Source organism: Rhodovulum tesquicola (genome assembly GCF_024128855.1).
Lineage (GTDB): Bacteria > Pseudomonadota > Alphaproteobacteria > Rhodobacterales > Rhodobacteraceae > Rhodovulum > Rhodovulum tesquicola.
In genome coordinates this window covers 50299-76302 of sequence record NZ_JAMYDV010000001.1, presented here as the reverse complement: position 1 = coordinate 76302, position 26004 = coordinate 50299, and the positions used below count along the sequence as shown (strand labels likewise).

Sequence of the window (26004 nt, the reverse complement as noted above, 5' to 3'; positions counted from 1 at the left end):
CGCCTTCAGCGGCGGGCGTACCAACTCGCCGAGGCGAATTTTCGCGTATAGAACTCCCCCATCAGCCCCAGCATGATCAGCGCAAGGCTGACGAAGAACGGATAGCTGATCGAGGTGAAATGCGGGCTGTAGTTGATGAAGGTGAAACCGCGCGCCTGGTCGATGCAATGGAACAGCGGGTTCCAGTCGAACAGCGCCAGCATGTAGCCGGGCAGCATGTTGGCCACGAACATCTTGCCCGACGCGATCATGTTCAGCCGCTGGAAGATCGTCGAGGCAAGCCCGACGACGCCCGGCGCCCAGGGCTTCGCTGCCAGGAAGACCATCCCGATCGCCAGCCCCGAGAACCAGGACAGCAGCACCATGGCCATTGCGCCGACCGGATCGTGGATCGTGATCGGCGTGACCGCCGCGTGATAGACGAAGCCGACCACGAACATCGACAGCAGCTGGATGTACAGCGTGCCGAACGCCGCCGAGCTTATCGCGACGATCGTGTTCATCGGCGCATGCTGCATCATCGGCGAGGCCGGCCCCTCGGACCCGATCACCGCCGACATCGTCTTGTTGAAGGTCAGGAAAAGGAAAATCCCGGTCATCAGGTAGAGCAGGAAGTCGCCCCTGATGGCTGCGCCGCGCAGTCCCAGCAGTTCGAACATCAGGAAGAAGGCGGCAAGGAAGATCACCGTCTGCATGATGTTCATCAAGAGGCCCACGACCGCGTTGCCGTGCCCCTTGCGCACATGGCGCACGCTGCCGTGATAGATCAGCACCAGCAGGCGCAGCCCGCCCATGGTCCTGGTTCGCGGTGTCCTGTCCTGAAACATTGGCCCGTCCGTTTGGCCGGGGCGTTCGTCGCCCTTGCCGTTGCCCAGGCAGGCAAGCATAAGAGCCTTGCCAATTCATTACAATCCGAGCCGAGGGAGACCCGATTTGGACTATCAGATGCTCGAAGCCGTGATGCGGCGGACCGCGCTTCTTGCCGGGGCGCGGATCATGGAGATCTACGGCTCCGAGGATTTCGAGGTGCGGTCCAAGTCCGATTCCAGCCCCGTGACCGAGGCTGACGAGGCCGCCGATGCGCTGATCTCGGCGGCGCTGGCCGATGCCTTTCCCGATGCGCTGATCGTCACCGAGGAACAGGCCGCAAGCCATGCCGAGACGGCGCGCGATTTCCTGATCGTCGATCCGCTGGACGGGACCAGGGAATTCATCCAGCGCCGCGGCGATTTCACCGTCAACATCGCCTGGGTCGAGAACGGCGTTCCGGTGCGCGGCGTGGTCTATGCCCCGGCCAAGGGGCGGCTGTTCTACACCCGCGCCGATGGCACTGCGGTCGAGGAGACCGGCGCGCTTGACCTTGACGCGCCGGGACCGCTCACGCCCCTTTCGGTTGCAACGCCCGACAATGACGCGCTGATCGTGGTCGCCTCGAAATCCCATCGCGACCAGGCGACCGACGACTATATCGCCCATTACGCCGTCAAGGACATGACCAGCGCGGGTTCGTCGCTGAAATTCTGCCTTGTGGCCTGCGGCGAGGCCGATCTTTACCCGCGGCTCGGGCGCACGATGGAATGGGACACCGCCGCGGGCCATGCCGTTCTGGCGGGCGCGGGCGGGCAGGTGGTGCGCTTTGACGATCACGCGCCGCTGACCTATGGCAAGCAGGGCTACGCGAACCCCTTCTTCATCGCCTTTGCGCCGGGCGTGGCGCTGCGGCCTGCCTGATGCCGGTTCTCGTCGTCATCCCCGCGCGCTATGCCTCCAGCCGCTATCCCGGCAAGCCGCTTGTCGCGCTCAGGGGCGCGTCGGGCGAAAGCCGCACGCTGATCGAACGCTCCTGGCGGGCGGCGCAGGCGGTTGCGGGCGTCGATCGGGTGGTGGTGGCGACCGACGACGCGCGCATCCGCGACGTGGCCGAGGGCTTCGGCGCCGAGGTGGTGATGACCGCTGAAAGCTGCGCCAATGGCACCGAACGGGTGGCCGAGGCGGTCGCGGCGCTGGGCGGCGGGTTCGAGATCGTGGTCAACCTGCAAGGCGATGCGCCGCTGACCCCGCCCTGGTTCGTCGAGGCGCTGGTCGCCGGGCTGGCAGCCGATCCCGAGGCCGAGATCGCGACGCCGGTCCTGCGCTGCGACGGGCGCGCGCTTGCGGCCCTTCTGGCCGACCGCCGCGCGGGCCGGGTGGGCGGTACCACCGCCGTCTTCGGCAAGCGGGGCCATGCGCTCTATTTCTCAAAGGAGGTGATTCCCTTTACCGGCCAGAGCTATGGCGAGGACGACCCGACCCCCGTTTTCCACCATGTCGGGGTCTATGCCTACCGGCCCGCGGCGCTGGCCGCCTATCCGCAATGGCAGCCCGGCCCGCTGGAAGGGCTTGAGGGGCTGGAGCAGTTGCGCTTCCTCGAACGCGGGCGCCCGGTGCTGTGCGTCGAGGTCGAGTCGCGCGGCCGCGAGTTCTGGGAGTTGAACAACCCCGAGGACGTGCCGCTGATCGAGGCGATGCTGGCCCGGATGGGGCTGGACTGATCGCGCCGTCGACCGGCACGCCCCCGGCGCCGCATTGGGGTCAGCGGACTCCGGCCAGGCGGTGTATAATCCGGAACGCAAGCCTGCCGACCCGTCCAAAGTCCTGACGGAAGCGAGCATTGGTTTCCCTGACGGAAAGTAGTATGCGTTTGGGCCTGACGTAACCTTTCTGATACCAACGTGATGCAGTAAGGTCATCATGCAGGGTGTTGCCCGGGCCGGTCTGGAAGAACCGAAAACGAAAGAGCGATTGATCGAATGAAGCGCAAGGTAACCAAGGCCGTCTTTCCCGTCGCTGGACTGGGGACGCGCTTTCTGCCCGCCACGAAGTCGATCCCGAAAGAGATCATGACCCTCGTGGATCGACCCCTGATCCAGTATGCGATCGACGAGGCCCGTGCCGCCGGGATCAAGGAATTCATCTTCGTTACCTCGCGCGGCAAAAGCGCGCTCGAGGATTATTTCGACCACTCGCCCACCCTCGAAGAGGCGCTGCGCTCGGCCGGCAAGAATGAATTGCTGGCAATCCTGAACGGCACCGACATGGAAAGCGGGGCGATCGCCTATATCCGGCAGCACAAGCCCATGGGGCTGGGCCATGCCGTCTGGTGTGCCCGTCGCCTGATCGCGAACGAACCCTTTGCCGTGATCCTGCCCGATGACGTGATCGCCGCCGAAATCCCCTGTCTGCAGCAGATGGCCGAGGCCTATGAGGAGACAGGCGGCAACATGGTCGCGACCATGGAGGTTCCGCACGAGAAGACCAAGGCCTATGGCATCCTTGACGTGGACCGCGACCTTGGCGACAGGGTGCTGGTCAAGAGCATGGTCGAGAAGCCCAAGGTCGAGGAGGCCCCCTCGAACCTGGCGGTGATCGGCCGCTATATCCTGACGCCCCGGGTGTTGCACAATCTCGACCAGAACCTTCGCCACAATCGGCTGGGTGCCGGTGGCGAGTTGCAGCTGACCGATGCCATCGCCGCCGAGATCGACGGCCAGGGCGTCTATGGCTATCGCTTCAAGGGTCAGCGTTTCGACTGCGGCTCGAAGGCGGGCTTCCTGCAGGCGACGGTGTCCTTCGCCATGGCACGGCCCGAACTTCGGGACGAATTCATGGATTACCTGGTGGATCTCGTCGCGATGCGCGAAGCGGCGCAATAGCCGCGCGGGGGTCCGTGCGACTTGCCGATGTTCCGTTGGTTCTTGCAGGGGGCGAGGCGCCCACCGCCCCGCTCTCTGACCCGCGCGGTCTGTGGACCGCCTACCGGATGCGATGGACCCGACGCCGCCTGTTGTTCCGTGCGCTGCGCAAGCGTGGACAACTGGCCGCCGTCACGGACCGGACCCGGGCGATCCGCCGAAACGACATTCTCTGCTTTGCGACTGTCCGCAACGAGGCCGAGCGCCTGCCTTTCTTCCTTGACCACCACCGGGGGCTGGGGGTCGGGCATTTCCTGATCGTCGACAACGCCAGCGACGATGGCACATGCGCGTTGCTGGCCGCCCAGCCCGACGTTTCATTCTGGCGGAGCGGGCACAGCTACCGGCTGTCAAGATTCGGGATGGATTGGCTGACCTGGCTGATGAGCCGGCACGGTCATGGCCATTGGTGCCTGACGCTGGATGCCGACGAATTGCTGGTCTATCCGCACCATGACACGCGGGACCTGCACGATCTGACCGCCTGGCTCGATGCCGAGCGTCGTCCCTCCTTCGGGGCGGTCATGCTGGACCTTTACCCCAAGGGGCCGCTGGGCGACCGGACCTACCGCGCCGGACAGGACCCGCTCGACGTGATCGACTGGTTCGACGCGGGCAACATCGTCACCAAGTACCAGCCCCCGCTGAAGAACCTGCTGGTCCGGGGCGGGGTCAGGCGGCGGGTGTTCTTCGGCACCGAACCCGAACGGTCGCCGACCCTGTCAAAGACCCCTCTCATCCGCTGGAACCGGCGCTACGCCTATGTCAGTTCCACCCATTCGGCGCTGCCGACCCATCTGAACCGCGTGCGCGGTCGCGCGGCAGGCGATGCGCCCTCGGGCGTGCTGCTTCACACCAAGTTCCTGCCCTCCATCATCGCGAAATCCCGCGAGGAAAAACGTCGCCGCGAGCATTTCGCCAACAGCGCGCTCTACGAGGACTATTACGATGCGCTGATCGGCAATCCCGACCTGTGGTTCCCCGACTCGACCCGCTACGAGGACTGGCGCCAGCTCGAGTCGTTGGGAATCCTGTCGCGCGGCGGTTGGGATTGACCGTGGCCATCCGATTTAACCGCCGGTTAGCCGCTTTCCGCTAGGCCATGGACAGACCCTTTGGGTTGGACACCGGCAGGAGGCGGATTGGGCGCGCTGTCCTCATATCGCATGCGACTTGAGCGCAAGTTGTGGAAGCTGCGCGCGCGCCGCAGGCGCTTGCAGCTTTCGTCCGTTGCCGACCGCACGGCCCGGATCGGCCCGTCCGACGCGCTGGCCTTTGTCGTGCTGCGCAACGAGGCCGTGCGCCTGCCCTATTTCCTTGACTATTACCGACGCCATGGCATCGGGCATTTCCTGATCGTCGATAACGGCTCTGACGATGGCTCGCGCGAATTCATGGCCGACCAGCCCGACATATCGCTCTGGTCGACGCGGGCGAGCTATCGCAAGGCCCATTTCGGAATCGACTGGCTGAACTGGCTGCTGATGCGCTACGGGCACGGCCACTGGACGCTGAGTGTCGATGTCGACGAGTTCTTCGTCTACCCGTTCTGCGACACCCGCTCGATCCCGGCGCTCTGTGACTGGCTCGACACCGCGGGGATCCGGTCCTTCGGGGCGATGCTGGTCGACATGTATCCCAAGGGTCCGATCGACGCGGCGCCCTACCGCCAAGGGCAGAACCCGTTCGAGATCGCATCCTGGTTCGACAGTGGCAATTACACGATCCACCGGAACGGCAAGTATCGCAACCTCTGGATCCAGGGCGGTCCGCGGGCGCGCGTATTCTTTCCGGACCGGCCCGAGCGGGCGCCTGCGCTGAACAAGATTCCCCTGGTCCGCTGGCAGCGCGGCTTCGTCTATATCAGCTCGACCCATATGCTGCTGCCCCGCGGTCTGAACCTCGTCTATGACGAGTGGGGCGGCGAGAAGGCCAGCGGGTGCCTGCTGCATGCCAAGTTCCTCGACTGTTTCGTCGACAAGGCCGCCGAGGAACTGACCCGCCGCCAGCATTACGCGGGCGGGCACGAATACCGGGCCTATCACGCCACGCTCAGAGACAATCCCGATCTGTGGTGCAAGTGGTCCGAGAAATACATGGGCTGGCGCCAGCTCGAGATTCTGGGGCTGATGTCCAAGGGGAACTGGGCATGAGCGTCGGGTTCGTCATGCTGGTCCATACCGCGCTGGACCGCGCCGCCGCCGTGGCCCGCCACTGGGCCGAACGGGACTGCCCCGTGGTGATCCATGTCGACCGGCGTGTGCCGCGCGCAGAGTCGCGCGCCTTTACCGTCGCGCTCGCCGGCCTGGCCAATGTGCGGTTCTGCCGCCACCACCGCTGCGAATGGGGCACCTGGTCGATTGTCGAGGCCACGCTTTCCGGCGCAAGGACAGCCCTGGACGAGTTTCCCGAACTCAGCCACGTTTTCCTGGTCTCGGGCTCCTGCCTGCCGCTTCGCCCGGTCGAGGAGTTGCGCGCCTACCTCGCCGAGCGTCCGCGCACCGATTTCATCGAATCGGTCACCGCCGACGAGGTCGACTGGATCGTCGGCGGGCTGGGGCGCGAGCGGTTCACCCTGCGCTTCCCCTTCGCCTGGAAGCGGCAGCGCCGTCTTTTCGACTGGTCCGTGCGGCTGCAACGCCGGGTCGGCTTTCGCCGCAGGTTTCCGGCGGGGATCGAGCCGCATCTTGGCTCGCAATGGTGGTGCCTGACCCGGCAGACCCTGACCGCGATCCTGACCGATCCTGCGCGGCACAGCCACATGCGCTATTTCCGGCGGGTCTGGATCCCTGACGAGAGCTATTTCCAGACGCTGGTGCGAAAGCATGGCGTCCGGATCGAAAGCCGCTCGCTGACGCTGTCGAAATTCGACTTCCAGGGCAAGCCGCACATCTTCTACGACGATCACCTTGAATTGCTGCGGCGGTCGGACTGTTTCGTGGCGCGCAAGGCCTGGCCGCGGGCGGACCGGCTTTACGACACGTTTCTGGGTGCGGGGGCGGTCGGGACGAACCGGGCCGAACCCAATCCGGCGCGCATAGACCGGCTGTTTTCCAAGGCGGTCGAGCGGCGGACGCGCGGCCGTGCGGGACTCTACATGCAGAGCCGTTTTCCCCGCGAGGGATGGGAGAATGGCCAGACCTCGGCGCCCTATTCGGTTTTCGAGGGGTTTTCCGAACTGTTCGAGGATTTCGAATCCTGGCTCGGCCGGATGGTCGGGGCGCGGGTGCATGGCCATCTGTTCCACCCCGACAGAGCCGAATTCGCGGATGGCGAGGCGGTCTTCAATGGCGGGCTGTCCGACAACGCGTCGCTGCGTGACCATGCACCAAGGGCCTTCCTGACCAACCTCGTCTGGAACACCCGCGGCGAGCGGCAGTGCTTTCAGTTCGGCCCGGGCGACCGGCAGGAGATCGGCTGGGTCCTGGCGCGCGATCCGAATGCGCAGATCTCGGTGATCACCGGGGCCTGGGCGGTGCCGCTGTTCCACTCGCGCCAAAGCTTCGTGGATCTGCGCAAGCGTGCGGCGCAACTCCAGCGGACCGAGGCGCGGCATCTCGAAATCCTTCGCTCGCCGCATACCCGCGCACGCGTGCGGATCTGGACGATGGCGGATTTCGTGCTGAACCCGATGGAACCCTTGCAGATCCTGATCGACGAGATCGCTCCCCGCGCCCAGCGCCGTCTGACCGAGGCGCCGCGCCTTGCCGATCTGGCGGGATTCGGTCAGTTCCTCCAGACCCTCAAGAACCAGGGGATGAAGCCCTATCTGATGGGAGATTTCCCCGCGGATGACGGGGCGCCGCCCGTCGCCGCCCGGCCGCGCCGGCCCTATCTGGTGCAGTGAGATGTGCGCCGCCGCCCCCTTCGAGTGTTTCGTGCTGCTGGCCGAAATGCGCACCGGCTCGAATTTCCTCGAGGACAATCTGAACGCGGTGCCCGGGTTGGCCTGCCATGGCGAGGCGTTCAACCCCCATTTCGTCGGCCACAAGGGTCAGCACACGCTGTTCGGTATCGATCAAGCCGCGCGCGACCGCGACCCGGGCCTTCTGCTCGACGCGATGCGGCGGGACAGTCCGGGGCTTGCGGGATTCCGGTTCTTTCACGACCATGACCCGCGGGTTCTGGCGCGCGTTCTGGACGACCGGCGCTGCGCCAAGATCGTGCTGACCCGCAACCCGGCCGAAAGCTATGTCTCGCGCAAGATCGCGGCCCGGACGGATCAGTGGCGGTTGACCGACATGAAGCACGCCCGCCGCGCCCGGATACGGTTCGACGCGGACGAGTTCGCCGATCATCTCGACCGGCTGCAGGGGTTCCAGTTGCGCCTGATGCGGACGCTGCAGACCAGCGGGCAGACGGCCTTTTACCTCGGCTACGAGGATATCGGCGATATCGCGGTGCTCAACGGCCTGCTGCGCTTTCTGGGCGTCGAGGCGCGGCTGGACGCGGTGTCCGACAGGCTGAAGAAGCAAAACCCCGAGCCCTTGTCCGAGAAGGTGGAGAACTTCGCCGAGATGGAGGCCGCGCTGGGGCCGCTCGATCGGTTCGACCTGTCGCGGACCCCCTGTTTCGAGCCCCGCCGGGGGCCGGCCGTCCCCTTCCATGTCGCCGCCCCCGAAAGCCCCCTGCTGTTCCTGCCGGTTCGTGGCGGTCCGGTGGCGCGGGTCGAGGCGTGGCTTGCCGCGCTCGACGGTGCGGGTCCCGATGCGCTGCGGCGCGGCTTCACGCACAAGACGCTGCGTCAGTGGCTGCGCCAGACGCCCGGCCACCGGGTCTTTACCGTTGTCACCCATCCTCTGGCCCGCGCCCATGCGGCCTTTGTTGCCCATATCCTGCCGACCGGACCGGGCAGCTTTCCGGTGATCCGCGCCGCGCTGCGCCGCAGCTATGGCGTGCCGCTGCCCGAGGGCGCGCCCGGGCCGGACTATGACACGGCGGCGCACCGGGCTGCATTCCTGGGCTTCTTGCGGTTTCTCAAGGGCAACCTCGCGGGCCAGACCGGGCTGCGGGTCGATGCCAGCTGGGCCTCGCAAACCCGCGTGATCGAGGGCTTCGGCGAAGTCGTCCTGCCCGACATGGTGCTGCGCGCCGAACGGCTGGAGGCAGAGCTTGCCATGCTGGCCGAACAGCTGGGCATGGCAGCGCCCGGCTTGCCCCCGGCGGAAATGGAAGATGACCCCATCCCGCTGGCGGCAATCTGCGACGACGAGATCGAGGCCGCCGCGCGCGCGGCCTATGCGCGCGACTATGCCTGCCTCGGCTACGGGGCGTGGGGTCGCTAGCTCAGGCCGCCTGCGAGGCCTGCGCCTCGGTCAGTACCGCGTGCAGCGTCGCGGGGTCGGTATTGGCGCGCAGCTTGCCGCAGACCGTCGTGTCGCGCAGCGTCCGCGAGACGAGCGCAAGGGCCTTGAGATGGTCGACGCCCGAATCCAGCGGCGCGAACAATGCGAAGATCAGGTCGACCGGAAGCCGGTCGACCGACCCGAAATCGATCGGTTTCTCCAGCCGGATGAAGGCGCCCTGGACCTTGTCCAGACCAGAAAGCCGGGCATGGGGCAAGGCGACGCCATGCCCGACCCCGGTCGGGCCGAGGCTTTCGCGCTCCTGCAGCGCGTCGACGACCTCGGTCGCCGACAGGCCGTAGACAGAATGCGCCACCTCGCCCAGTTCCTGGAACAGGCGCTTCTTGCTCGACATCGTGCCGAGAACCCGAACGGCTTCGGGTTTCAGGAGGCTGGAAAGCTGCATGTGCCTCTCGCTTCTGTCCTGCCGCGCCCGGCGCGGATTGCGTCAGGCGGCCTGCGGCTCAAGGGTCGATCCAGCCGACATTCCCGTCTCCGCGGGTATGCACGACGTTGATCTTGCCGGTCTTCTCGTTGCGGAAAACCAGCACGTCACTGCCCGATAGCTCCATCTGCATCACCGCTTCACCGACCGAGATCGAGGGGATCTGCGTCTCCATCTCGGCGATGATCATCGGCTGGAGCGTCTCGGGCTCGGCCTCTTCATCATGCCCGCTTGCCGCGAGGATATAGGACGATGCCTGCATCAGTTCGACCGGCTCGGCGCGGTCGCGGTGGTGATCCTTCAGCCGGCGCTTGTAGCGGCGCAGCTGCTTTTCCATCTTGTTGCAGCAGCTGTCGAAGGCCGCATAGATCTCTGTGGCGTGCGCCTTGGCCTGGGCCGTCAACCCGGTGGACAGATGCACGGTCGCCTCGCAGACATATTCATGCGCATTGCGCGAGAACACGACATTCGCATCGGTCGGCCGTTCGGCGTATTTCTTCACCGCCGCGTTCAGCTCGTCCTTGACGTGGGTCTGCAGCGCCTCGCCGATGTCGATCTGTTTGCCGCTGATCTGATACTGCATCTTGCCTCCTGAAGTTTCCTGCCTGTGCAGGATCGCCCCCCGTTAAAGCGCGTGCGTTGCGGGGTCAACGGGGTTCAAGGCCGGTTTCATCCTCATCCCCCCCTTAGCCTCCTGCGTTCGAAGGATGGCGGAATGGTCAGGCAGTTCCTGTATTTGGCGACAGTTCGCCGGGCGATGTCAACGCCCTCCCGCCGTAGCAACTCCGCGATCTCGGCATCCGAGAGAATGGCATCGACGGTCTCCGCCTCGATCAGCTTGCGGATCCGGCGCTGGGCGGCATAGGCGGTGACGCCGCGCGCGCCTGTCGCGGGCAACGCGGGCGATACGAACAGAGACAGCGGATGGACCGTCCCGCGAAAGGCCAGTGCCTTGTCGGCCAGCGCCCGGCCCACCGTCGAAGGATGCAGGCCCAGTGCGCCGGCCATCTCGGCGCGGGTCATGGGCAGAAGGTGCTCGGGGCCCTCGGCGAAAAAACGGTGCTGGCGGGTCAGGATCAGTCGCGCCACCGCTTCGAGCGTACGTTCGCGAAAGCGCAGCGCCTGGATCAGCGTCTGGGCGGCATCGCGCATCCGTCCGGCGGCGGAGCCGAGCCCATCTGCGAGGGCCGTATCGAACTGGGCATGCGGCAGGGCCAGGCGGTCGAGCACCGCGCAGAACTGGCCGTCCGGTCCTTGCTCGACCAGGATTTCCGGCACGGGCGGCAGCGGTTCGTCCCCGATCCCGTCGCCGGGCCGCGGCGTGAGGCCGGGCAGCGCATCGGCCATTTCCAGCAATTTCTGCGCATCGATATCGGTGAGAGCGGCCAGTTCGGCCAGCCGCCGCTCGGCCAGCAGGTCGAGCCGGGCGCAGGCGGCGCGCGCCTCGGCCTCGGAAAAACCGCGCTCGCGCAATTGCAGCGCAAGGCATTCCTCCAGATTGCGCGCGCCCACGCCCGCCGGTTCGCAGGCCTGAAGGGCGGCAATCGCTTTGGCCACCTGATCGGGCGCGATCCCCATCGCCTCGACATTTGCCTGCGCTTCGGGGTCGAGATAGCCGTGATCGTCGATATCCCCGGTCAGGAATCGCGCGATGGCCGAGACGGCGGCCTCCAGGGGCATCAGCGCGATCTGGCGGCGCAATCGCTCGCCCAGCGGGTCGGGGGCGGCAAGCGTATCGGTCCCGTGCCAGCCCGCGTTCCCCTCGGGGACATCCTCGGCAAGCCGGATCAGCGGGTTCTCGGCGGCGGCCCGGCGCAACTCGTCGGCCAGATCGGTGGCGGGCATCCGCAAGAGCGACAGGCCGGTGCGCAACGCCGGGGTAAGGCGCAGTCCGATCGACTGGCGAGGGGCGAGCGAGGGGCGAAGGTTCATCGGGCCGCCGTCACGATATGCGGAAGCTTTGGCCCAGATAGACGCGCCGCACGTTCTCGTCGCGGACAACCTCCTGGGTGGTGCCGCTCATCAGCACGCGGCCGTCATGCAGGATATAGGCGCGGTCGACGATCTCCAGCGTCTCGCGCACGTTGTGGTCGGTGATCAGGACCCCGATCCCGCGCGTCCTGAGATCGGCCACCAGCGCGCGGATCTCGCCCACCGCGATGGGATCGACCCCTGCGAAGGGTTCGTCCAGCAGCAGGTATTTCGGGTTCGCGGCCAGGCAGCGCGCGATCTCGACCCGCCGCCGCTCGCCGCCCGACAGCGACACGGCGGCGGCCCGGCGCAGATGCTCGATCGAGAATTCCGACAGCAATTCCTCAAGCCGTTCGCGCCGCTTGTGGCGGTCGCTCTCGACCAGTTCGAGGATCGCGAGTATGTTGTCCTCGACGCTGAGCCCGCGAAAGATCGAGACCTCCTGCGGCAGGTAGCCGATCCCCATCCGCGCGCGGCGATACATCGGCAGGCCGGTGACGTCGCGCCCGTCGATGGTGACCCGCCCACCCTCGGGCATCACCAGCCCCGCGATGGCGTAAAAGCAGGTGGTCTTGCCCGATCCGTTGGGCCCCAGCAGCGCCACCACCTCGCCGCGGTCGAGCGTCAGGCTGACATCGCGGATCACCGGGCGACGGCGGTAGTTCTTGCGCAGATCCGACACGCGCAGGCCGGGCGTTCCATCGGCCACCGTCAGTTCGGCGCGGTCTGCGGTCATCGCGTGCCGCCTGGTTGCAGCACGGTGCGTACCCGGCCTTCCATCGTGCCGGTGCCGCTGTCGAGATGGACCACTAGCCGTTCACCTGAAATCGCGCTCTGGCCCTGGGTCAGCAGCACGCTGCCGGTCATCACGATGGTGCCATCGTCGATCGAGTAGACTGCCTTGTCGGCCTCGGCGGCCTCGGCGCCAAGCGCAAGCACGACCTGGCCGCTGGCCTCCATCCGCGAGATGCGGCCCGACTCCTCGGCCTCGGCGGCATAGACCACCAGCACCTCCCGGGCCGAGAGGCGCATGTCGCCCTGGCCGACCAGCACGCCACCGGTAAAGATCGCGGTACCGTCGGCCTGGTCGACCGTCAGTCGGTCTGCCGTGACCTCGACGGGAAGGGTCTGATCATGGGCAAGCGCGCCGAATGCGATCTCGGCGCCCTGCGACAGGGACGCCGACGCGCAACAGGCAAGGGCCAGCGCGGCCAGAACGACGCGAAACGACAAGATCAGGACCTTTCCCCTACCGACCGGGTTCATATACCAGCTTGACGCCATCCTTGAAAACCAGAACGTACCGGTCATCGTTACCGGGATCTGTGCTCAACCGCATCGCGCCCGCCTCGATCCGGCCCGGCGGGCCTTCGGCCGTGACCGGTCCCTCGCCTACCACATCGGTCCGTTCCAGCATCGACGTGAGGCTTGCGGCCCGCACCCGGTAGCCGGTCGAGGTGTCGATCAGCGCCTCGCCCTCCAGCACTGCAAGCCCCGCGGCAGTATCGACAACGCCGCGCCGCGCGGCGATGTCGGCATGGCTGCCGTCCGGCATGTCGAGACGCGCGCGCACCGCCTCGGCCATGGCGCGCCCGGAAGCGTCGGTATCGGGGCGGGCGCTCTCGGCCCGGAACAGGATGGCTGTACCGTCCTGCGTCACGCCCGCATAGTTCGGCGCACCGATCCGCTGCTCGCGGATCAGTTCGTCAACCGCGACGCGGGAATAGGGCAGGTCATCCCCGGACGGCGTGTCCCGCGAGATCAGGAACAGCGTCGACAGGATCCCCAGCGCGGCCAGCGGCAGAACGATCTTGGCCAGCGCGATGAACCGGGAATAGGCGTTGTCATGCGAGGCCATGCCTCAGGCGACCCCGGCGCGCAGGCAGTCGTGGATATGCAGGATGCCCTGCGGCCGACCCCCGGCGTCGACCACGAACAGGCAGGTGATCTTGCGCCCGTTCATCACTGCGACGGCCTTTTCGGCCAGGTCGCCGGGTCCGATGGTCAGGGGGTCTGCGGTCATCACCTCGTCCACGCGGCGATCCAGCAGGCCCACCATGTGCCGCCTCAAGTCGCCATCGGTCACGACACCGGCAAGCGTGCCATCCTTGCCGGTGACGCCGACCACGCCAAAGCTTTTCTGGCTCATGGTCAGCAAAGCATCGGCCATCGGCGTGCCCGCCGCTACCAGCGGCAGTTCATTGCCCACATGCATCAGGTCGCCCACCCGCGACAGCCGCGCCCCCAGCTTGCCACCGGGATGGAAGGCGCGGAAATTCTCGGGCGTGAAGTGGCGATGCTCCATGAGCGCCACGGCCAGCGCATCGCCCAGCGCCAGCGTCATCGTGGTCGAGGTGGTGGGCGCAAGGCCCATCGGACAGGCTTCCTCGGCGGGCGGCAGCACCAGCGCGACATCGGACTGGCGCAACAGCGTGCTGTCCGCGCGCCCCGCCACCCCGATCAGCGGGATCCCGAAGCGGCGGGTATGGGCGACGATATCGGCCAGTTCCGGCGTCTCGCCCGAATTCGACAGAACCAGGCACACGTCGCCTTTGGCCAGCATGCCCAGATCGCCATGGCTCGCCTCGGCGGGATGGACGAAATGCGCGGGCGTGCCGGTCGAGGCGAAGGTCGCCGCGATCTTGCGCGCGACATGGCCCGACTTGCCCATGCCCGAGACGATCACCCGGCCCTCGGCGGCCAGGATCAACTCGACCGCGGCCGCGAAACTGTCATCCAGCGCCTCGGCCAGGCTGGCCAGCGCCCTGGCCTCGCTGGTCAGCACCCGGCGGCCGATGGAGATATAGGTGTCGCGGTTCATGGGTTGCTCAATGGGCAAAGATGTCGATCTCGGGCCAGCCTTCAAGATCCAGACGCGCCCGCATCGGCAGGAAGTCGAAACAGGCCCGCGCCATGTCCGCCCGCCCCTCGCGTGCAAGCATGCCGTCCAGCGCGGCCTTCAGCGCATGCAGGTGCAGCACGTCCGAAGCGGCATACTCAAGCTGCGCCGCACTCAGCGCCTCTGCCCCCCAGTCCGAGCTTTGCTGCTGCTTCGAGATGTCGACGTTCAGCAATTCCTGAAGCAGGTATTTCAGCCCGTGCCGGTCGGTATAGGTCCGCACCAGTTTCGAGGCGATCTTGGTGCAATAAACCGGCGCTGTCACGACGCCGAAGGCGTTCAGCAGCGCGGCGATGTCGAAGCGGCCGAAGTGAAACAGCTTCAGGACCGCCGGATCGGCCAGCATCCTTGTCAGGTTCGGCGCCTCTGTCTGGCCTATCGCGATCTGCACGATATGCGCATTGCCGTCCCCGCCCGAAAGCTGCACGACGCATAGCCGGTCGCGATGCGGGTTCAGGCCCATCGTCTCGCAATCGATGGCCACCATTGCCCCGAGATCGAGGTCGTCAGGCAGGTCGTTTCGGTAGAGAAAATTCGCCAATTCTGCCTCTGATCTGGGGGGAGCGGTGCCCGGGAGAAACCTTCGTTCCGAGACCCGAACCCCAAGGAATACCCGCACTCCCGGCGAACAGGCCCTCGACCCGGATCTGCGGGCGGACCATAGCGGCGGCGTCCCCGAGGGTCCAGATTATTTCGGCATCCCCCGATTGCAGGAGCATCGGCCGCAATCCAGGGCCCGCGAAGCACTTCGATGCAATGCCCGCCGACCGAAAACCTAGTCTTCGGGGCCGAAGCTTCGGGCCATGTAGCCGATCACCGGGTCGAACTCGGCCTTGAGTTGCTCGGGATAGATGATCTCGAACACCCGGATCAGATCGTCCGGTGTCAGCATGACCTTCCGGTAGAAGATACGGCCATCTGCCAGCCCGGAGAGCACATACCAGCCCGTACCCGAGGCGCGGTAGGTGATCCGCTCGCGGCCCAGGGTTCCCTCGTCCGCCTGCATTAGGTCGCCAAGGCTCTGGCCCAGGACGTTGAACTGGGCGAAGACAAGGAACCGCGCGGCGCCATCCGCGGAAGCGAAGCGGCGGCCGTCGCCGTTGCCAGGCGGCGGCTCGGGCTGAAAATAGCTGGCGGGATAAGTGATCTCGGTGCCGAACCGGGCATTGCGATAGCGCGCATAGCCGCCGCCGATGTCCTGAAAGAGGTCTGGCTCGGCATTCTCCGGGGGCGGGGGCGGCGGCGGGGGTGCAAGAATGGGCGCCGGTGTGACCACGGGGTCGGGGGCGGGCACTGGCATCGGCGCTGCAACGGGTTCCGCCTCGGGCTGAGGCGCTGGCGCTGGCGCCGCTTCGGGCATTGTTTCAGGGGAGGCCCCCCCGCGCGCGGCCAGCGCCGCGGCCACGATCTCGTCGGGCGTGCAGGGGGTCATGCCCTCGGGCCAGACGATATCGAACGCATTGCGCGCCCGATCGAGGCTGTCGCCACCGGTGAACCGCGTGACTCCGCCCCAGGCAAAGGCGACCGGCACCCCGCCGGGCAGACATTCGCGCGCGATGCGCAGAAAATGCCAGCCGGTGACCAGCCCGCCCCCGTCCATGAATTCGGGAAGCGTCCCGGGCCAGCCATATTCCGTCCATTCCTTGTGATGCGCCCCGCCGCCCCACGAGCCAAGCCGCCCCTCGGGCATCCGCGCAAGGATCCCGTGCGGCGGCATCACCGCGGGCCCGCGCGCCAGAGTCAGGAAGCCGCGCCCGTCCTCGGCCATCAGCGTCACGGCATCCGGTTCGGTCAGCAGCGTGAAGCCGTCGGGCAGGGTGATGCGGGCCATGCCGTCCAGCACCGTCACCGGACCGTCTGGCCCGACGGGGTCTGCGGGCGCCTCCGCGGCAACGCGAAGTGTCATCGTGCCCAGAATGGAGTCGAAGCCCGGCCCGTCGAGCGAACTGCCCTTGGCCTCGATCAGCAGATAGCCCTCGGGGCCGACCGGTGCGACCGAAGCCAGCAGCGTGCCATCGCTCACTGGCAGACGGTAGAACCGTGTCCCGTCGGCCAGCCGCAATTCGCCCCTGCGGGCGGCCGGACCGACCGGGTCGGGATGCAGGCGCATGGCCAGTTCGTATTCGCCTTGTCGCGACATCCAGTGCGACCACTCGCCGTCGCCGGGCAGGGCCGACCACCCCGCGTAAAGCGCGAAATCGAGAGGGCTGAAACTGTGGGGCGTCCAGCCGTCGCCTGGTAGCCTGGGCTGCACCCAGATCGTGTAGTGGCTTTCGATGCTCCGTTCTCTGCGCGGGGTGCCAGCTGGCGCGCCCTCGGGCAAGTCCTGTGCCGGGCAGGCCTCCCCGCTGGCAGTGTAGCTGATCGAATCGATCAGACGGAGCACCGCGGGATCGGCATGGAATCCGGGCATGCCCGAAACCTCGACCGAGGCGGTATCGCCACCCTCAAGGCAGGTCTCGAACACGAAGAACCGGGACTTTTCAAGGCTGTCGCGCCCATCGCTGTAAAGGCGCGATTTCGCCTCGCGCTCATAGAGGATCGCGTCCTGGTCCAGAAAAAGCACCGGCTGGCCCACTGTTCCGGCGTCGATCACGGGCCAGCCGCTGCGGTGGCCGCCCGGCGCGCGCGGGGGGTGGCGCATCAGCCGGACCGCGCCCTGAAGGCCGCGGCGTTCCAGCGTCACGGTGTCGTCATACTCGCTCATGTCCCAGCCCGGTGGCCGGACCACCCCGAACGCGCCCCCCAGTGCCGGGCGCAGGGCGGACTGGCCGGGTGCGGGCAGGCGCAGCGCGCCCAGCGCATTGTCGAACACGTCCCGATGCGCCGCAAAGGGCGTGTTGAAGCCGCTCATCAGGATGACGATGTGGTTCCCGTCGGGCATCGGCTCGGCCGAGATCAGGAATTCGCCCTCGATCACCATGCCTGCCTCGGGCGTCTCGCGCGCCGAAAACCGGGTGAATTCCAACCCGCTGTCAAAGACCACACGGCCCAAATCTGTCATCTCGCTGCCTTCGAACATGCGCTCGGGCCGAGGGGTCAGCGTGATGCCGAAGGCCGGGCCTGTGCGCGTCTCGGGATCACCGCCGAAAAGCGTGACGATGTCCCTGGCCCGCTCCATCTCGACCCAACCCTGGGGTACGGCAAAGACGATGCCCTGCAGGCTGTCGGCTTGCCAGCCGGGTGGCGGGTCGGCTGGGGCGATGGCCTGCTGTGCGGCGGCGGGACCGGCCAGTGCCAGAGCCAGAAGTGCGGAGCGCAGGAATGGGAACGGGGTCATTTCGGGGCTTCCTGGAAGCGGGCGACCTGGGACTTCATCCGTGACAGGATCGCGTCGGTAAAGGATTGACCCGCCTCGCCCTGCATCTGCGCGGCGCAGCGTTCCCAATACTTGGGATCGGAGGGCAAAGGATAGCGCATGCAGCCATAGCCCGACACGATGCAGGGATCGCCCGGCTTGTTGCAGGCATAGCGCTTGTCATATTCGCCCAGCGTGTCGGGATGGTAGAATTGCGCGGTGTGCGACCGGCCATAGGCGGCCGCATGGCACACGCAGGACAGGAAATCGGTGGATGGCTGCAGAACCAGTGCCTCCAGCGTCACCATCAGCTTGTCATGCGGCAGCTTCAGCACATCGGCCAGCCGCCCGGCATCGGCCGCGTCGCGCTCGTAAGGCTCTTCCAGGCCGGTGGGCAGACGCGGGATCGCCGCGGCCTTGCCCTCGCGTGTGATCTGGGCGCATTCGCCCCGCGCAATGGGCCAGGCATAGCGCGCCAGCGCCTCTTGCTGGGTGGCGTTGCGTGCCAGATCCTCGATAAGCTGGCCCGCGCTGCGTTCGTAGGACTCGGTGATCGCGGTCAGCTTGGCATACCGGTTGCTGATCGCGGTCTGTTCCCCATCCTTGTACTCCTTCTCGAAGACTTCCAGCTGACGGGAGCCTGCCAGGTCGCGTGGTCCGCCAAGAGCTTCGCGAAGGGCATCGATACGGTCGCCCTTTCGCCTTTCGAGACGCTCGAGTTCGGCCCTGAAGTCCTGTTCCAACTTCAGGATCTCGACTTCGGTCCTGTCGCCGAGGTCCTGCATTTCGGCGACGATTACCTGACCCCTGTCCGCAAGCTGCCGGGAGCGGTCGGAAACCAGCTTGGGATCCCATTTGTAGTCGATGCTTTTCTGGACGATTTCCTGGGTCCAGATCGCCTGGCGCTGTTCGAGCGAGCCGATGCTGTGCTCGACGAGCACGTCATAGCTTTTCAGGGTGTTTTGCCCGACGCTGACGAGGTTCAGGGCGGCTCCGATGGAAGCATGGCCCAGCATCGAGGCAATGTTTCCCCCGATGCCGGCGGCATCTGGCAGGGCAAAGATGGTCGCGATCCGCGCAATTGCCTCCGCCGGACGGTCGACGCTCCGGAGCTGTTCGAGGAGTCCGGTCTCGGCCAGATGCGCGTCGAGAAAGAGCGAGGCCGCGACATTGGCAACGCATGGGTCGCCCGCGGTTGACATAAGCCTGGCCAGGGCCTCGTGGGTTTCAAGGCGATAGGCGCCCAGATCGTCGACCTTTGGTCGCAGCGGCCCGCCGGCAAAGGCATCCGTGGTGGCCTGTCCGGCTGTCGGTCCTGCGCTCAGCGCGACAAGTGCGACAAGCGCGACAAGGACCGCAAGGCGCGGGCGGGACCCTGGGTGGAATGGGTTCATCGGTTGTCTCCGGTCGCCTTGTCCTCGACAAGGCTGAGAAAGCGCATCGGGTCGAAATCTTCGGTATCCTTCAGCATCTCGCGCTCCACCGCGGTGACCCCCTGCGGCACGACCCAGCCGCCCCACACCGCATCCAGCGCCAGCCGCGCCGGACCGTAGCGATGCGCCGAGGCCGATTGCAGCGCCATGAACAGTTCGGCCGTGCGGGTGATGCCGGGAAAGCCCGCGCCGCGAATCCGAACGATGCCCGGCAGCGTGGCGGTGACCGTGCCGGGGGTCAGGTCGATTTCCAGCCTGCCCGACCAGCCCGCCATCGCGGCTGCGGGCACGCGGCGCGTCCAGGTGGCCCATACCCCGCGCGACAGCGACATTGCCCAGTCGCCCGCGTATAGACCCCGGTCCAGCCGTACCAGTCGCAGCTGCATCTCGGCGGTGCGGGCCATGTTGGCGTCCGCCTCGCGTGAGAGCAGCACCTCGAGCCCATCGGTTTCCCCCGGTGCGACTGCCAGCGCCAGCCGGAACGCAGCGGCCTCGACCCGGTCGTCCAGCACCGCGATCGGCGCATCGGAGACCACGCCCGCCCGTGGCCATTCGTGGCGGGCGGGCTTGTCCACCCGCAGCGCCCCCTCGACCGTCAGGCGGGCATTCTCCTCGAAGGCATCGCCGTTGAGATCGAAGGGTGCCCAGCCGCCCGTGCGGCCTTCGGGGAAAAGCGGACGCAGGACAGGGGCCGGCTCGGGCTGCTCCGGGGCCGCGCCGGGCAGGCGTTCAAGCGTGATCCGGCGCAGACGCAGGCGAGGGGTTTCGGTTGCCGCACCGCCACCGGTCAGCACTGCCAGCCGCAGCCCCTGCCCGCTGGCCAGAAGTGGCCAGTCCAGCCCCATGGGCTCGATCCCCTCGGCCTCGAGCCGCAGTGCGCCCTCGCTCAGGATCAGCGAGAACCTTCCGGGCATGGGGGCAGAGACGGCATTCGCGGTCGGGTTGGCCTGATCCAGTGCCATTCCCACCATGGGGCCATCCGCCCCCATCCGCCAGTCCAGCGCCATGCGCGGCGCGCCGGGCTCGCTGCCCGTCTGCGTGCGCTGGGCCGACAGCACGATACGCAGCGCGTCCGTCTCGACCGGGTCGATCTCGAGGCCCAGCCGAACCTCGCCGCCGCCCTCCAGCGCATCGGGCCAGATCAGCACGTCGGGCGAGAAGAGACCCAGCCAGCCATTGCCCAGCCCCTCGGGAAGCGTGATCGCCAGATGATCGTCCTGTCGAACCATGTTGTCGGCCAGCCTCAGCCGCGCGGTCTCGAACGGCTCAAGATGCGGGCCGATACCGCGGGGGGCATCGAACAGAACCGCCTTCTGTGGCGTCTCGTCCACGGGCAGCGCCGGGTTGCCCGTGGACAAAAATGGCGGCTGTTCGGGTGTCAGGCGGCGCAGGACAAATCTGCCCGCTCCACCCAGTCGCGTCTGGGCGACGATCTGCGCATGCACCGGCCCCGGCTCTGCCTCGGGCGGGCGGCGGCCCTCCATCAGGATGCGGCCATTCGCGCCCGTCACCAGCACCACCCGGTCCGGCCGGACCACAAGCGCGAGTGCCGCGAGGTCGGCTTCCTCGGGCCGCGGGATGCGCGCCTGCACCGTCTTCTGGATGGCCAGCGCCAGTTCGGTCGGCCCGGAATCGGTTTCTTGCAGTCCCAGCCAGATCAGATGGTCCGACCAGATGTCGCCCTCGGGCTTGTCGGGTGGCATCAGGGCCAGCACGAAATGAGTGGTCTCTTCCGGGTCGATGTCCAGCGCGATTCGCGCCGCCACAGCGTCGGCAGGGCGAGGCAGGGTCACCACGGGCCCGGCCGAGCGCAGTCCGGTGCTGCGCAGGTTGGATCCCGCAGGCAGGTCAACCACCAGCGCGCCGCTCTCATGGTGCGCCCATTCGTCGAACCTGCCGCCGCGCTGCTGGAACGGCAGCCAGTCGGGCGAGGGCGCGCCGTCGAAGTCGGCTGCGGAGGGGGGATCGTGCTGCGCAGTGGCTTCGGCCCGGCTGGGGAACTCGGTTGGCCGCGCGTGTTGCAAGGCCAGGGGCGCCGTGCCTGCGCCCAGTTCCAGCACCCTGACCGAGAGGCCCTCTGGTCCCGGCTCGATGGCCATCACGGCGCGGCGGGCGGGATCGACCAGGGCGAGGGCGGCGCCCTGGGCGGCCTGGGCGCGTTGCGCGGCGAGGCCCAGCAAGCCCGCGGTGCCGCCGCGCGGATCGACCGGCAGGCCGACGGCGTAAAGCGTGAGCGGCCCGCAGAGCGCGCCATGCTGCGGGGCAAGGCCGAGGTCTGCGAGCGCCTCACTGGCCGCAAGTCTGGCCGGGTCCGCCGGGACGCAGTCCGCCTTTCCCAGCAGCGCCCCGACCTCTGCCAGTACCGCGTCCCAGCCCGGCGGGGCGGACGGGGTTCGGAGGGCGGGGCCGGTCTGCGCGAGCGACGGGACCGTCGGTGGAGTGGGCGGTGGCGCAGTCGGGGCCGCGGCCATGGCGGGGGGTGGGGGCTGCGGCGGCTTGACCTGCGCCATCGGGGCCGGGCCGTCCGGGCCGTCGGCGTGGCCCTCGGGGACAAGGGCAACGCTCTGGCGCACGCCATCCAGCAATGCGACCAGATGTGCACTGGCCTCGGGGTGATGGACCTGAAGCACCAGTACCCCGCGGGTGGCGTCGCCCGCCCGCGACAGCGTGGCGCGCCCGCGCTCATAGGGCAGGCTCAACCCGCCGATGGAATAGAGCCGCGCCAGAACCGTCGTGCTGCGCCCGGGCTGGCCCGCCAGCGCCTTGTCGTGCTCGGCCTCGATCTGGCGCGGGATCACCGCCTCGCGATACAGAAGCGTCTCGTAATCGGCCAGCACCTGTACCGCATCGCGCCCGCCCTGCGGGCTTGCCACAGCCACCTGCACCAGCGCGTCCGCCCCCGGCGGCACCAGCGCGACAAGTCGCAGCCCGGGCAGATCCGCGGAATAGCGGGCCCAGCCTTCGGGCACATGCAGCGCAAGCCCGCTGGCCGGGTCGGTGTGGTTCGCGGCCAGCCCCGGTGCCGACACCGCGTCCGCCACCCGACCGGCAAAGCGCACCCGCCCCGCCAGATCCAGCAGTTGCGCCAGCAGGGCGTCGGGGTCCATGGCTTCACCCTCCAGCCGAAGGATCAGCCGCTCGTCCCTGGCATTGGTGTGCTCGAAGACCACGCTGGCACTGGCAAGCCGCCCGATCCGTTGCGTCTGCACCAGCGCGGACCCGGCGGGAAAGCTGTGCGTCTCGAAAAGCAGCGTGTCCGGTTCGCGCGCCAGCGGTTCGTCGGGGAACCACCAGAATGCCATCAGGACCTCGCCCCCCGGCCCCGCCAGATCAACCCCGTGATCGCGCGCCCCGCCCGTCACCGCCCATCCGACCGGAAATGACAGCGTGGCCTCGCCAAGAGGATAGGGCGCCGGGGTTTCGGAATATGCGGGAAACGCGGCCAGGGAAGAGACCGCCAGCGTCAAAAGCGTCACGAACAGCAGAGCGGTCTGGCGCAGCGCATGTTGCAGCGCCTTCAGCCCGGCCTCGAACCCTTCGGCGGGTACGTTCAGGCGCCTGCCATCGTCCAGCTCCAGTGTCAGCCCGGTGCTGTCGCGCGCCAGCAGGATCGCTCCGGCGGCCGTTGGCGGCAGGACCGGTGCAAGCGCGCGCATCCAGCCGGGCAGCCCGCGCCGCCAGGGCCGATGCGCCAGAACCGCCGCCCGCGGCACGGTGCGGATGCCCGAGATGTCGTGAAATTCGAATCCGTCGGCCATGATCCGCAGACCGAAACAGCCGTTTCGCCATCCGACCGCCATCAGCGCCACGCCGCCCAGCGCCATTGGCCAGAGCATCACCGCCGAGAAATGCACGCCGCCGGTCTCGGCCCTGCCCAGCCAGACCGGTAATGCCAGGAACAGCGCGGCCAGCGCCATGCCCAGAAGGTCGGGACCGACCACTGCCGTCCCCCGCGCCATCCGGTGAATGCTCTCTCGCGGTGGTTGCCAGGGCCAGAAGGCATAGACGCCCAGCCCGGTCAGCACCATCGCCAGAGCCATCCCCGGGGGCACGGCGCCCAGGGCGCTTGTCCCCGCAATGACCAGCCCCGCGGCCATGCCGCGCCGAAGCAACTGAATCGCGCCGGACCCGCGCATCGCTTATCCCAGCCAGGGAACGGCATGCGCCCCAGGCCGCGAATATGCCAAGACCGGGGGCGGATGCTTTCGTTTCTGGCCACAGCAAAGCCCATCGCGCAGGCCTCGATCAAGCGGCAAGCCTGCGGCTTTTTATGCGCCAGCGCCGCGCCCCGGCTGCGAACCGACGGAACGCGCGGTTCGGTTCGGGCCGCCGCCCTGCGCAAACTGCAACGGATTTCGGCAGGGCCGTGCCCACCACGTCCCGTCGGGCGCCGGTTGGCGGTCCCTTGGCCATGCGCCCTTGCGATTGCCTCGATTCCGCGCCCATATCGGCGTGACGGCGATCTGCCCCCCTTATCCCTGGACGATTTTCCATGACCGACTCGGGTTTCCGCGACAGCATCTCTCGCCACCTGATCTACTCGCTCGGCACCGAGCCGCAGCGCGCCACCCTCAGCGACTGGCGCATCGCGTTGTCGCTGACCGTTCGCGATCGGCTGGTGGAGTCTTGGTTCGGCGCGACCCGGGCAACGCGAAAGGCGGGGGCCAAACGTGTCTACTACCTGTCGATGGAGTTCCTGATCGGGCGCCTGCTGGAGGACGCGATCATCAATCTGCGCCTCGAAGACGAGGTGCGCGAGGCGCTGGCCGGGCTCGGCCTGTCCGCCGATGACGTGATCCAGGACGAGCCCGACGCCGCGCTGGGCAATGGCGGTCTGGGGCGACTGGCGGCGTGCTTCATGGAATCGCTCGCCACGCTTGGCGTTCCGGCCGTCGGTTATGGCATCCGCTATGAACACGGGCTGTTCCGCCAGAGTTTCGTCGATGGACGCCAGATCGAGGAGCCCGAGGACTGGCTGACCCAGACACATGCGTGGGAGTTCCGCCGCCGCGACGTGCGTCTTCGGCTGTGCCTGGGCGGCGAGGTGGTGGAGGAGAGCGGCAAGTCCGTCTGGCGCGGTGCCGAGGCGGTGATGGCGCAGGCCTATGACACGCCGATGATCGGCTGGCAGGGGCGTTGGGCCAACACGCTTCGTCTGTGGTCCGCCGAACCCCTGCACGGTTTCGATCTCGACCGGTTCAACCGCGGCGATTTCACGGCTGCGGCCGAGGCCGAGGCGCTGGCGCGCACGATCAGCCGCGTCCTCTATCCCGACGACACGACCGAGCGGGGCAAGGAATTGCGGCTCAAGCAGGAATATTTCTTCACTGCCGCCAGCCTGCACGACATCCTGCGCCGGTTCGAGGACGAGGGCGGCGCGCTGGCCGATCTGCCGAAGCGGGCCGCGATCCAGCTCAACGACACGCATCCGGCCATTGCCGGGCCGGAACTTGTGCGCCTGTTGCATGACGAACGCGGCATGCCCCTGGATCAGGCCATCGAAACCGCGCGGGGCTGTCTGTCCTACACCAACCACACGCTCATGCCCGAGGCGCTGGAGCGGTGGTCCGAGGATCTGATGTCCCGCCTGCTGCCGCGCCACATGCAACTGATCGAACGGATCGACGCGGCGCATGCCGCCGAGAACCCGGGGCGCCGTGTCGCGCTGCGCTCGGATGGCGAGGTGCGGATGGGCGAGCTTGCCTTCGTCATGGCGCACAAGGTCAACGGCGTGTCGGCGCTGCACACCGAGTTGATGAAGCAGACCGTCTTCGCGGAACTGCACCGGATGCACCCCGACCGGATCGTGAACCAGACCAACGGCGTGACCCCGCGCCGCTGGCTGTTCTCGGCCAATCCGCGGCTCAGCCGACTGATCACCGACACCATCGGCGAAGGCTGGGTCTGCGACCTGGAACGGCTGGCCGAGCTGGAGCCGAGCCTTGACGATCCCGCCTTCCTTGAGGCCTTTGCCGGGGCCAAGCGGGCGAACAAGGCGGATCTGGCGGCCTGGCTGGGGGCAGAGCATGGCGTGCAGATCGACCCCGAGGCGCTGTTCGACGTGCAGATCAAGCGTATCCACGAATACAAGCGTCAGCACCTGAACATCCTGGAAACCATCGCGCTGTGGCAGGAGATCAAGGCGAACCCGAACGGGAACTGGGTGCCGCGGGTCAAGATCTTTGCCGGCAAGGCCGCGCCCGGCTATGTCTTCGCCAAGGAGATCATCCGGCTGATCAACGATGTCGCCGCGGTGGTCAATGCCGACCCCGAGACCAACCGGTTCCTGAAGGTCACGTTCCTGCCGAACTACAATGTCAGCCTTGCCGAGCGGCTGATCCCTGCCTCGGATCTGTCCGAACAGATCTCGACCGCGGGCAAGGAGGCGTCGGGCACCGGCAACATGAAATTCGCGCTGAACGGGGCGCCGACCATCGGCACGCTGGACGGTGCCAATGTCGAGATCCGCGACCGGGTGGGGGAGAAGAATTTCTTTCTGTTCGGAATGACCGCCGAAGAAGTCGTCGCGCGCCGGGCCATACCGGATCACGCGCGCCAGGCGATTGCGGCCGACACGCGATTGGGCGGCGCGCTCAAGGCGGTATCGCAGGGCGCGTTCTCGCCGCGTGACCGGCACCGCTATCGGGGTTTCGTCAGCAACCTGACCGGGCATGACTATTTCCTCGTCTGCTCGGATTTCACCGCCTATTGGGACGCCCAGCGCCGCGTCGATGCGGCCTTTGCCGATCCTGCGGTCTGGTGGCCCATGGCCGCGCGCAACACCGCACGCACCGGCTGGTTCTCGTCCGACCGGACGATCCGGGGCTACATGGCGGATATCTGGGGGGCGTCGTCGCTTGATCCGGCGTGAGGACACGGCTT

The 26004-nt window shown here is 67.4% G+C and carries 20 protein-coding genes; 8 read left to right on the top strand and 12 right to left on the bottom strand.

Annotated features, from left to right (window positions below; all coding sequences use genetic code 11):
- Window positions 1-5: 5 nt before the first annotated feature.
- Window positions 6-827: an ABC transporter permease gene (locus tag NHN26_RS00325; protein WP_253087546.1), complete on the bottom strand. Its 822-nt coding sequence runs from the start codon at window positions 825-827 to the stop codon at window positions 6-8.
- A 118-nt stretch (window positions 828-945) separates the two neighbouring features.
- On the opposite strand from NHN26_RS00325, the gene cysQ reads away from it, so the two are divergent.
- The 7 genes from cysQ (at window position 946) to NHN26_RS00290 (ending at window position 9016) form a co-directional block, all read left to right on the top strand.
- Window positions 946-1731: a 3'(2'),5'-bisphosphate nucleotidase CysQ gene (gene cysQ / locus NHN26_RS00320; protein ID WP_435594164.1), complete on the top strand. Its 786-nt coding sequence runs from the start codon at window positions 946-948 to the stop codon at window positions 1729-1731.
- Entirely contained in the window at window positions 1731-2531 is an 801-nt protein-coding gene (locus NHN26_RS00315) for a 3-deoxy-manno-octulosonate cytidylyltransferase (protein WP_253087544.1), read from the top strand. Before cysQ ends, NHN26_RS00315 begins: the two co-directional genes overlap by 1 nt.
- Before the next feature lie 258 nt (window positions 2532-2789).
- Complete coding sequence (locus NHN26_RS00310) at window positions 2790-3692, top strand: UTP--glucose-1-phosphate uridylyltransferase (RefSeq protein ID WP_253087543.1); 903 nt, start codon at window positions 2790-2792, stop codon at window positions 3690-3692.
- Between the two features lie 107 nt (window positions 3693-3799).
- Window positions 3800-4786 carry a glycosyltransferase family 2 protein gene (locus NHN26_RS00305; RefSeq protein WP_253087542.1) on the top strand — a complete coding sequence of 329 codons (987 nt, stop codon included), beginning with the start codon at window positions 3800-3802 and terminating at the stop codon, window positions 4784-4786.
- 111 nt (window positions 4787-4897) lie between these two features.
- Window positions 4898-5884, top strand: coding sequence for a glycosyltransferase family 2 protein (locus tag NHN26_RS00300; protein ID WP_253087541.1), 987 nt, complete (start codon window positions 4898-4900; stop codon window positions 5882-5884).
- Window positions 5881-7578 (top strand): beta-1,6-N-acetylglucosaminyltransferase, encoded by a 1698-nt coding sequence (locus tag NHN26_RS00295; RefSeq protein WP_253087540.1) that lies wholly within the window; start codon window positions 5881-5883, stop codon window positions 7576-7578. The genes NHN26_RS00300 and NHN26_RS00295 overlap by 4 nt, the downstream gene beginning before the upstream one ends.
- 1 nt (window position 7579) lies before the next feature.
- On the top strand, window positions 7580-9016 hold the full coding sequence (locus tag NHN26_RS00290; RefSeq protein WP_253087539.1) for a nodulation protein NodH: 1437 nt from the start codon (window positions 7580-7582) through the stop codon (window positions 9014-9016).
- 1 nt (window position 9017) lies between these two features.
- On the opposite strand, the gene NHN26_RS00285 is transcribed toward NHN26_RS00290, so the two are convergent.
- From NHN26_RS00285 to NHN26_RS00235, 11 genes are all read right to left on the bottom strand, one after another.
- The gene (locus NHN26_RS00285) at window positions 9018-9482 is read right to left on the bottom strand and encodes a PTS sugar transporter subunit IIA (protein WP_253087538.1); all 465 of its coding nucleotides are present in this window, start codon (window positions 9480-9482) and stop codon (window positions 9018-9020) included.
- Window positions 9483-9540: 58 nt separating this feature from the next.
- The gene (hpf, locus tag NHN26_RS00280; RefSeq protein WP_253087537.1) at window positions 9541-10104 is read right to left on the bottom strand and encodes a ribosome hibernation-promoting factor, HPF/YfiA family; all 564 of its coding nucleotides are present in this window, start codon (window positions 10102-10104) and stop codon (window positions 9541-9543) included.
- A gap of 92 nt (window positions 10105-10196) precedes the next feature.
- A complete protein-coding gene (locus NHN26_RS00275; RefSeq protein ID WP_253087536.1) occupies window positions 10197-11453 on the bottom strand; it encodes an RNA polymerase factor sigma-54 in 1257 nt (418 codons plus the stop codon).
- A gap of 10 nt (window positions 11454-11463) precedes the next feature.
- On the bottom strand, window positions 11464-12228 hold the full coding sequence (gene lptB, locus NHN26_RS00270) for an LPS export ABC transporter ATP-binding protein (protein ID WP_253087535.1): 765 nt from the start codon (window positions 12226-12228) through the stop codon (window positions 11464-11466).
- Window positions 12225-12725, bottom strand: a complete 501-nt coding sequence (locus NHN26_RS00265; protein ID WP_253087534.1) for an LptA/OstA family protein — start codon at window positions 12723-12725, stop codon at window positions 12225-12227. The genes lptB and NHN26_RS00265 overlap by 4 nt, the downstream gene beginning before the upstream one ends.
- A gap of 16 nt (window positions 12726-12741) precedes the next feature.
- Entirely contained in the window at window positions 12742-13350 is a 609-nt protein-coding gene (locus NHN26_RS00260; protein WP_253087533.1) for a hypothetical protein, read from the bottom strand.
- A 3-nt stretch (window positions 13351-13353) separates the two neighbouring features.
- Window positions 13354-14313 carry a KpsF/GutQ family sugar-phosphate isomerase gene (locus NHN26_RS00255; protein WP_253087532.1) on the bottom strand — a complete coding sequence of 320 codons (960 nt, stop codon included), beginning with the start codon at window positions 14311-14313 and terminating at the stop codon, window positions 13354-13356.
- A gap of 7 nt (window positions 14314-14320) precedes the next feature.
- Window positions 14321-14932, bottom strand: a complete 612-nt coding sequence (locus tag NHN26_RS00250; RefSeq protein WP_253087531.1) for a ribonuclease D — start codon at window positions 14930-14932, stop codon at window positions 14321-14323.
- A gap of 234 nt (window positions 14933-15166) precedes the next feature.
- Window positions 15167-17671 (bottom strand): hypothetical protein, encoded by a 2505-nt coding sequence (locus NHN26_RS00245; protein ID WP_253087530.1) that lies wholly within the window; start codon window positions 17669-17671, stop codon window positions 15167-15169.
- Window positions 17668-19083, bottom strand: a complete 1416-nt coding sequence (locus NHN26_RS00240; protein WP_253087529.1) for a hypothetical protein — start codon at window positions 19081-19083, stop codon at window positions 17668-17670. The genes NHN26_RS00245 and NHN26_RS00240 overlap by 4 nt, the downstream gene beginning before the upstream one ends.
- Entirely contained in the window at window positions 19080-23162 is a 4083-nt protein-coding gene (locus NHN26_RS00235; protein ID WP_253087528.1) for a hypothetical protein, read from the bottom strand. Before NHN26_RS00235 ends, NHN26_RS00240 begins: the two co-directional genes overlap by 4 nt.
- Window positions 23163-23614: 452 nt before the next feature.
- On the opposite strand from NHN26_RS00235, the gene NHN26_RS00230 reads away from it, so the two are divergent.
- Window positions 23615-25993 carry a glycogen/starch/alpha-glucan phosphorylase gene (locus NHN26_RS00230; RefSeq protein WP_253087527.1) on the top strand — a complete coding sequence of 793 codons (2379 nt, stop codon included), beginning with the start codon at window positions 23615-23617 and terminating at the stop codon, window positions 25991-25993.
- The last annotated feature ends 11 nt before the right edge of the window (window positions 25994-26004 follow it).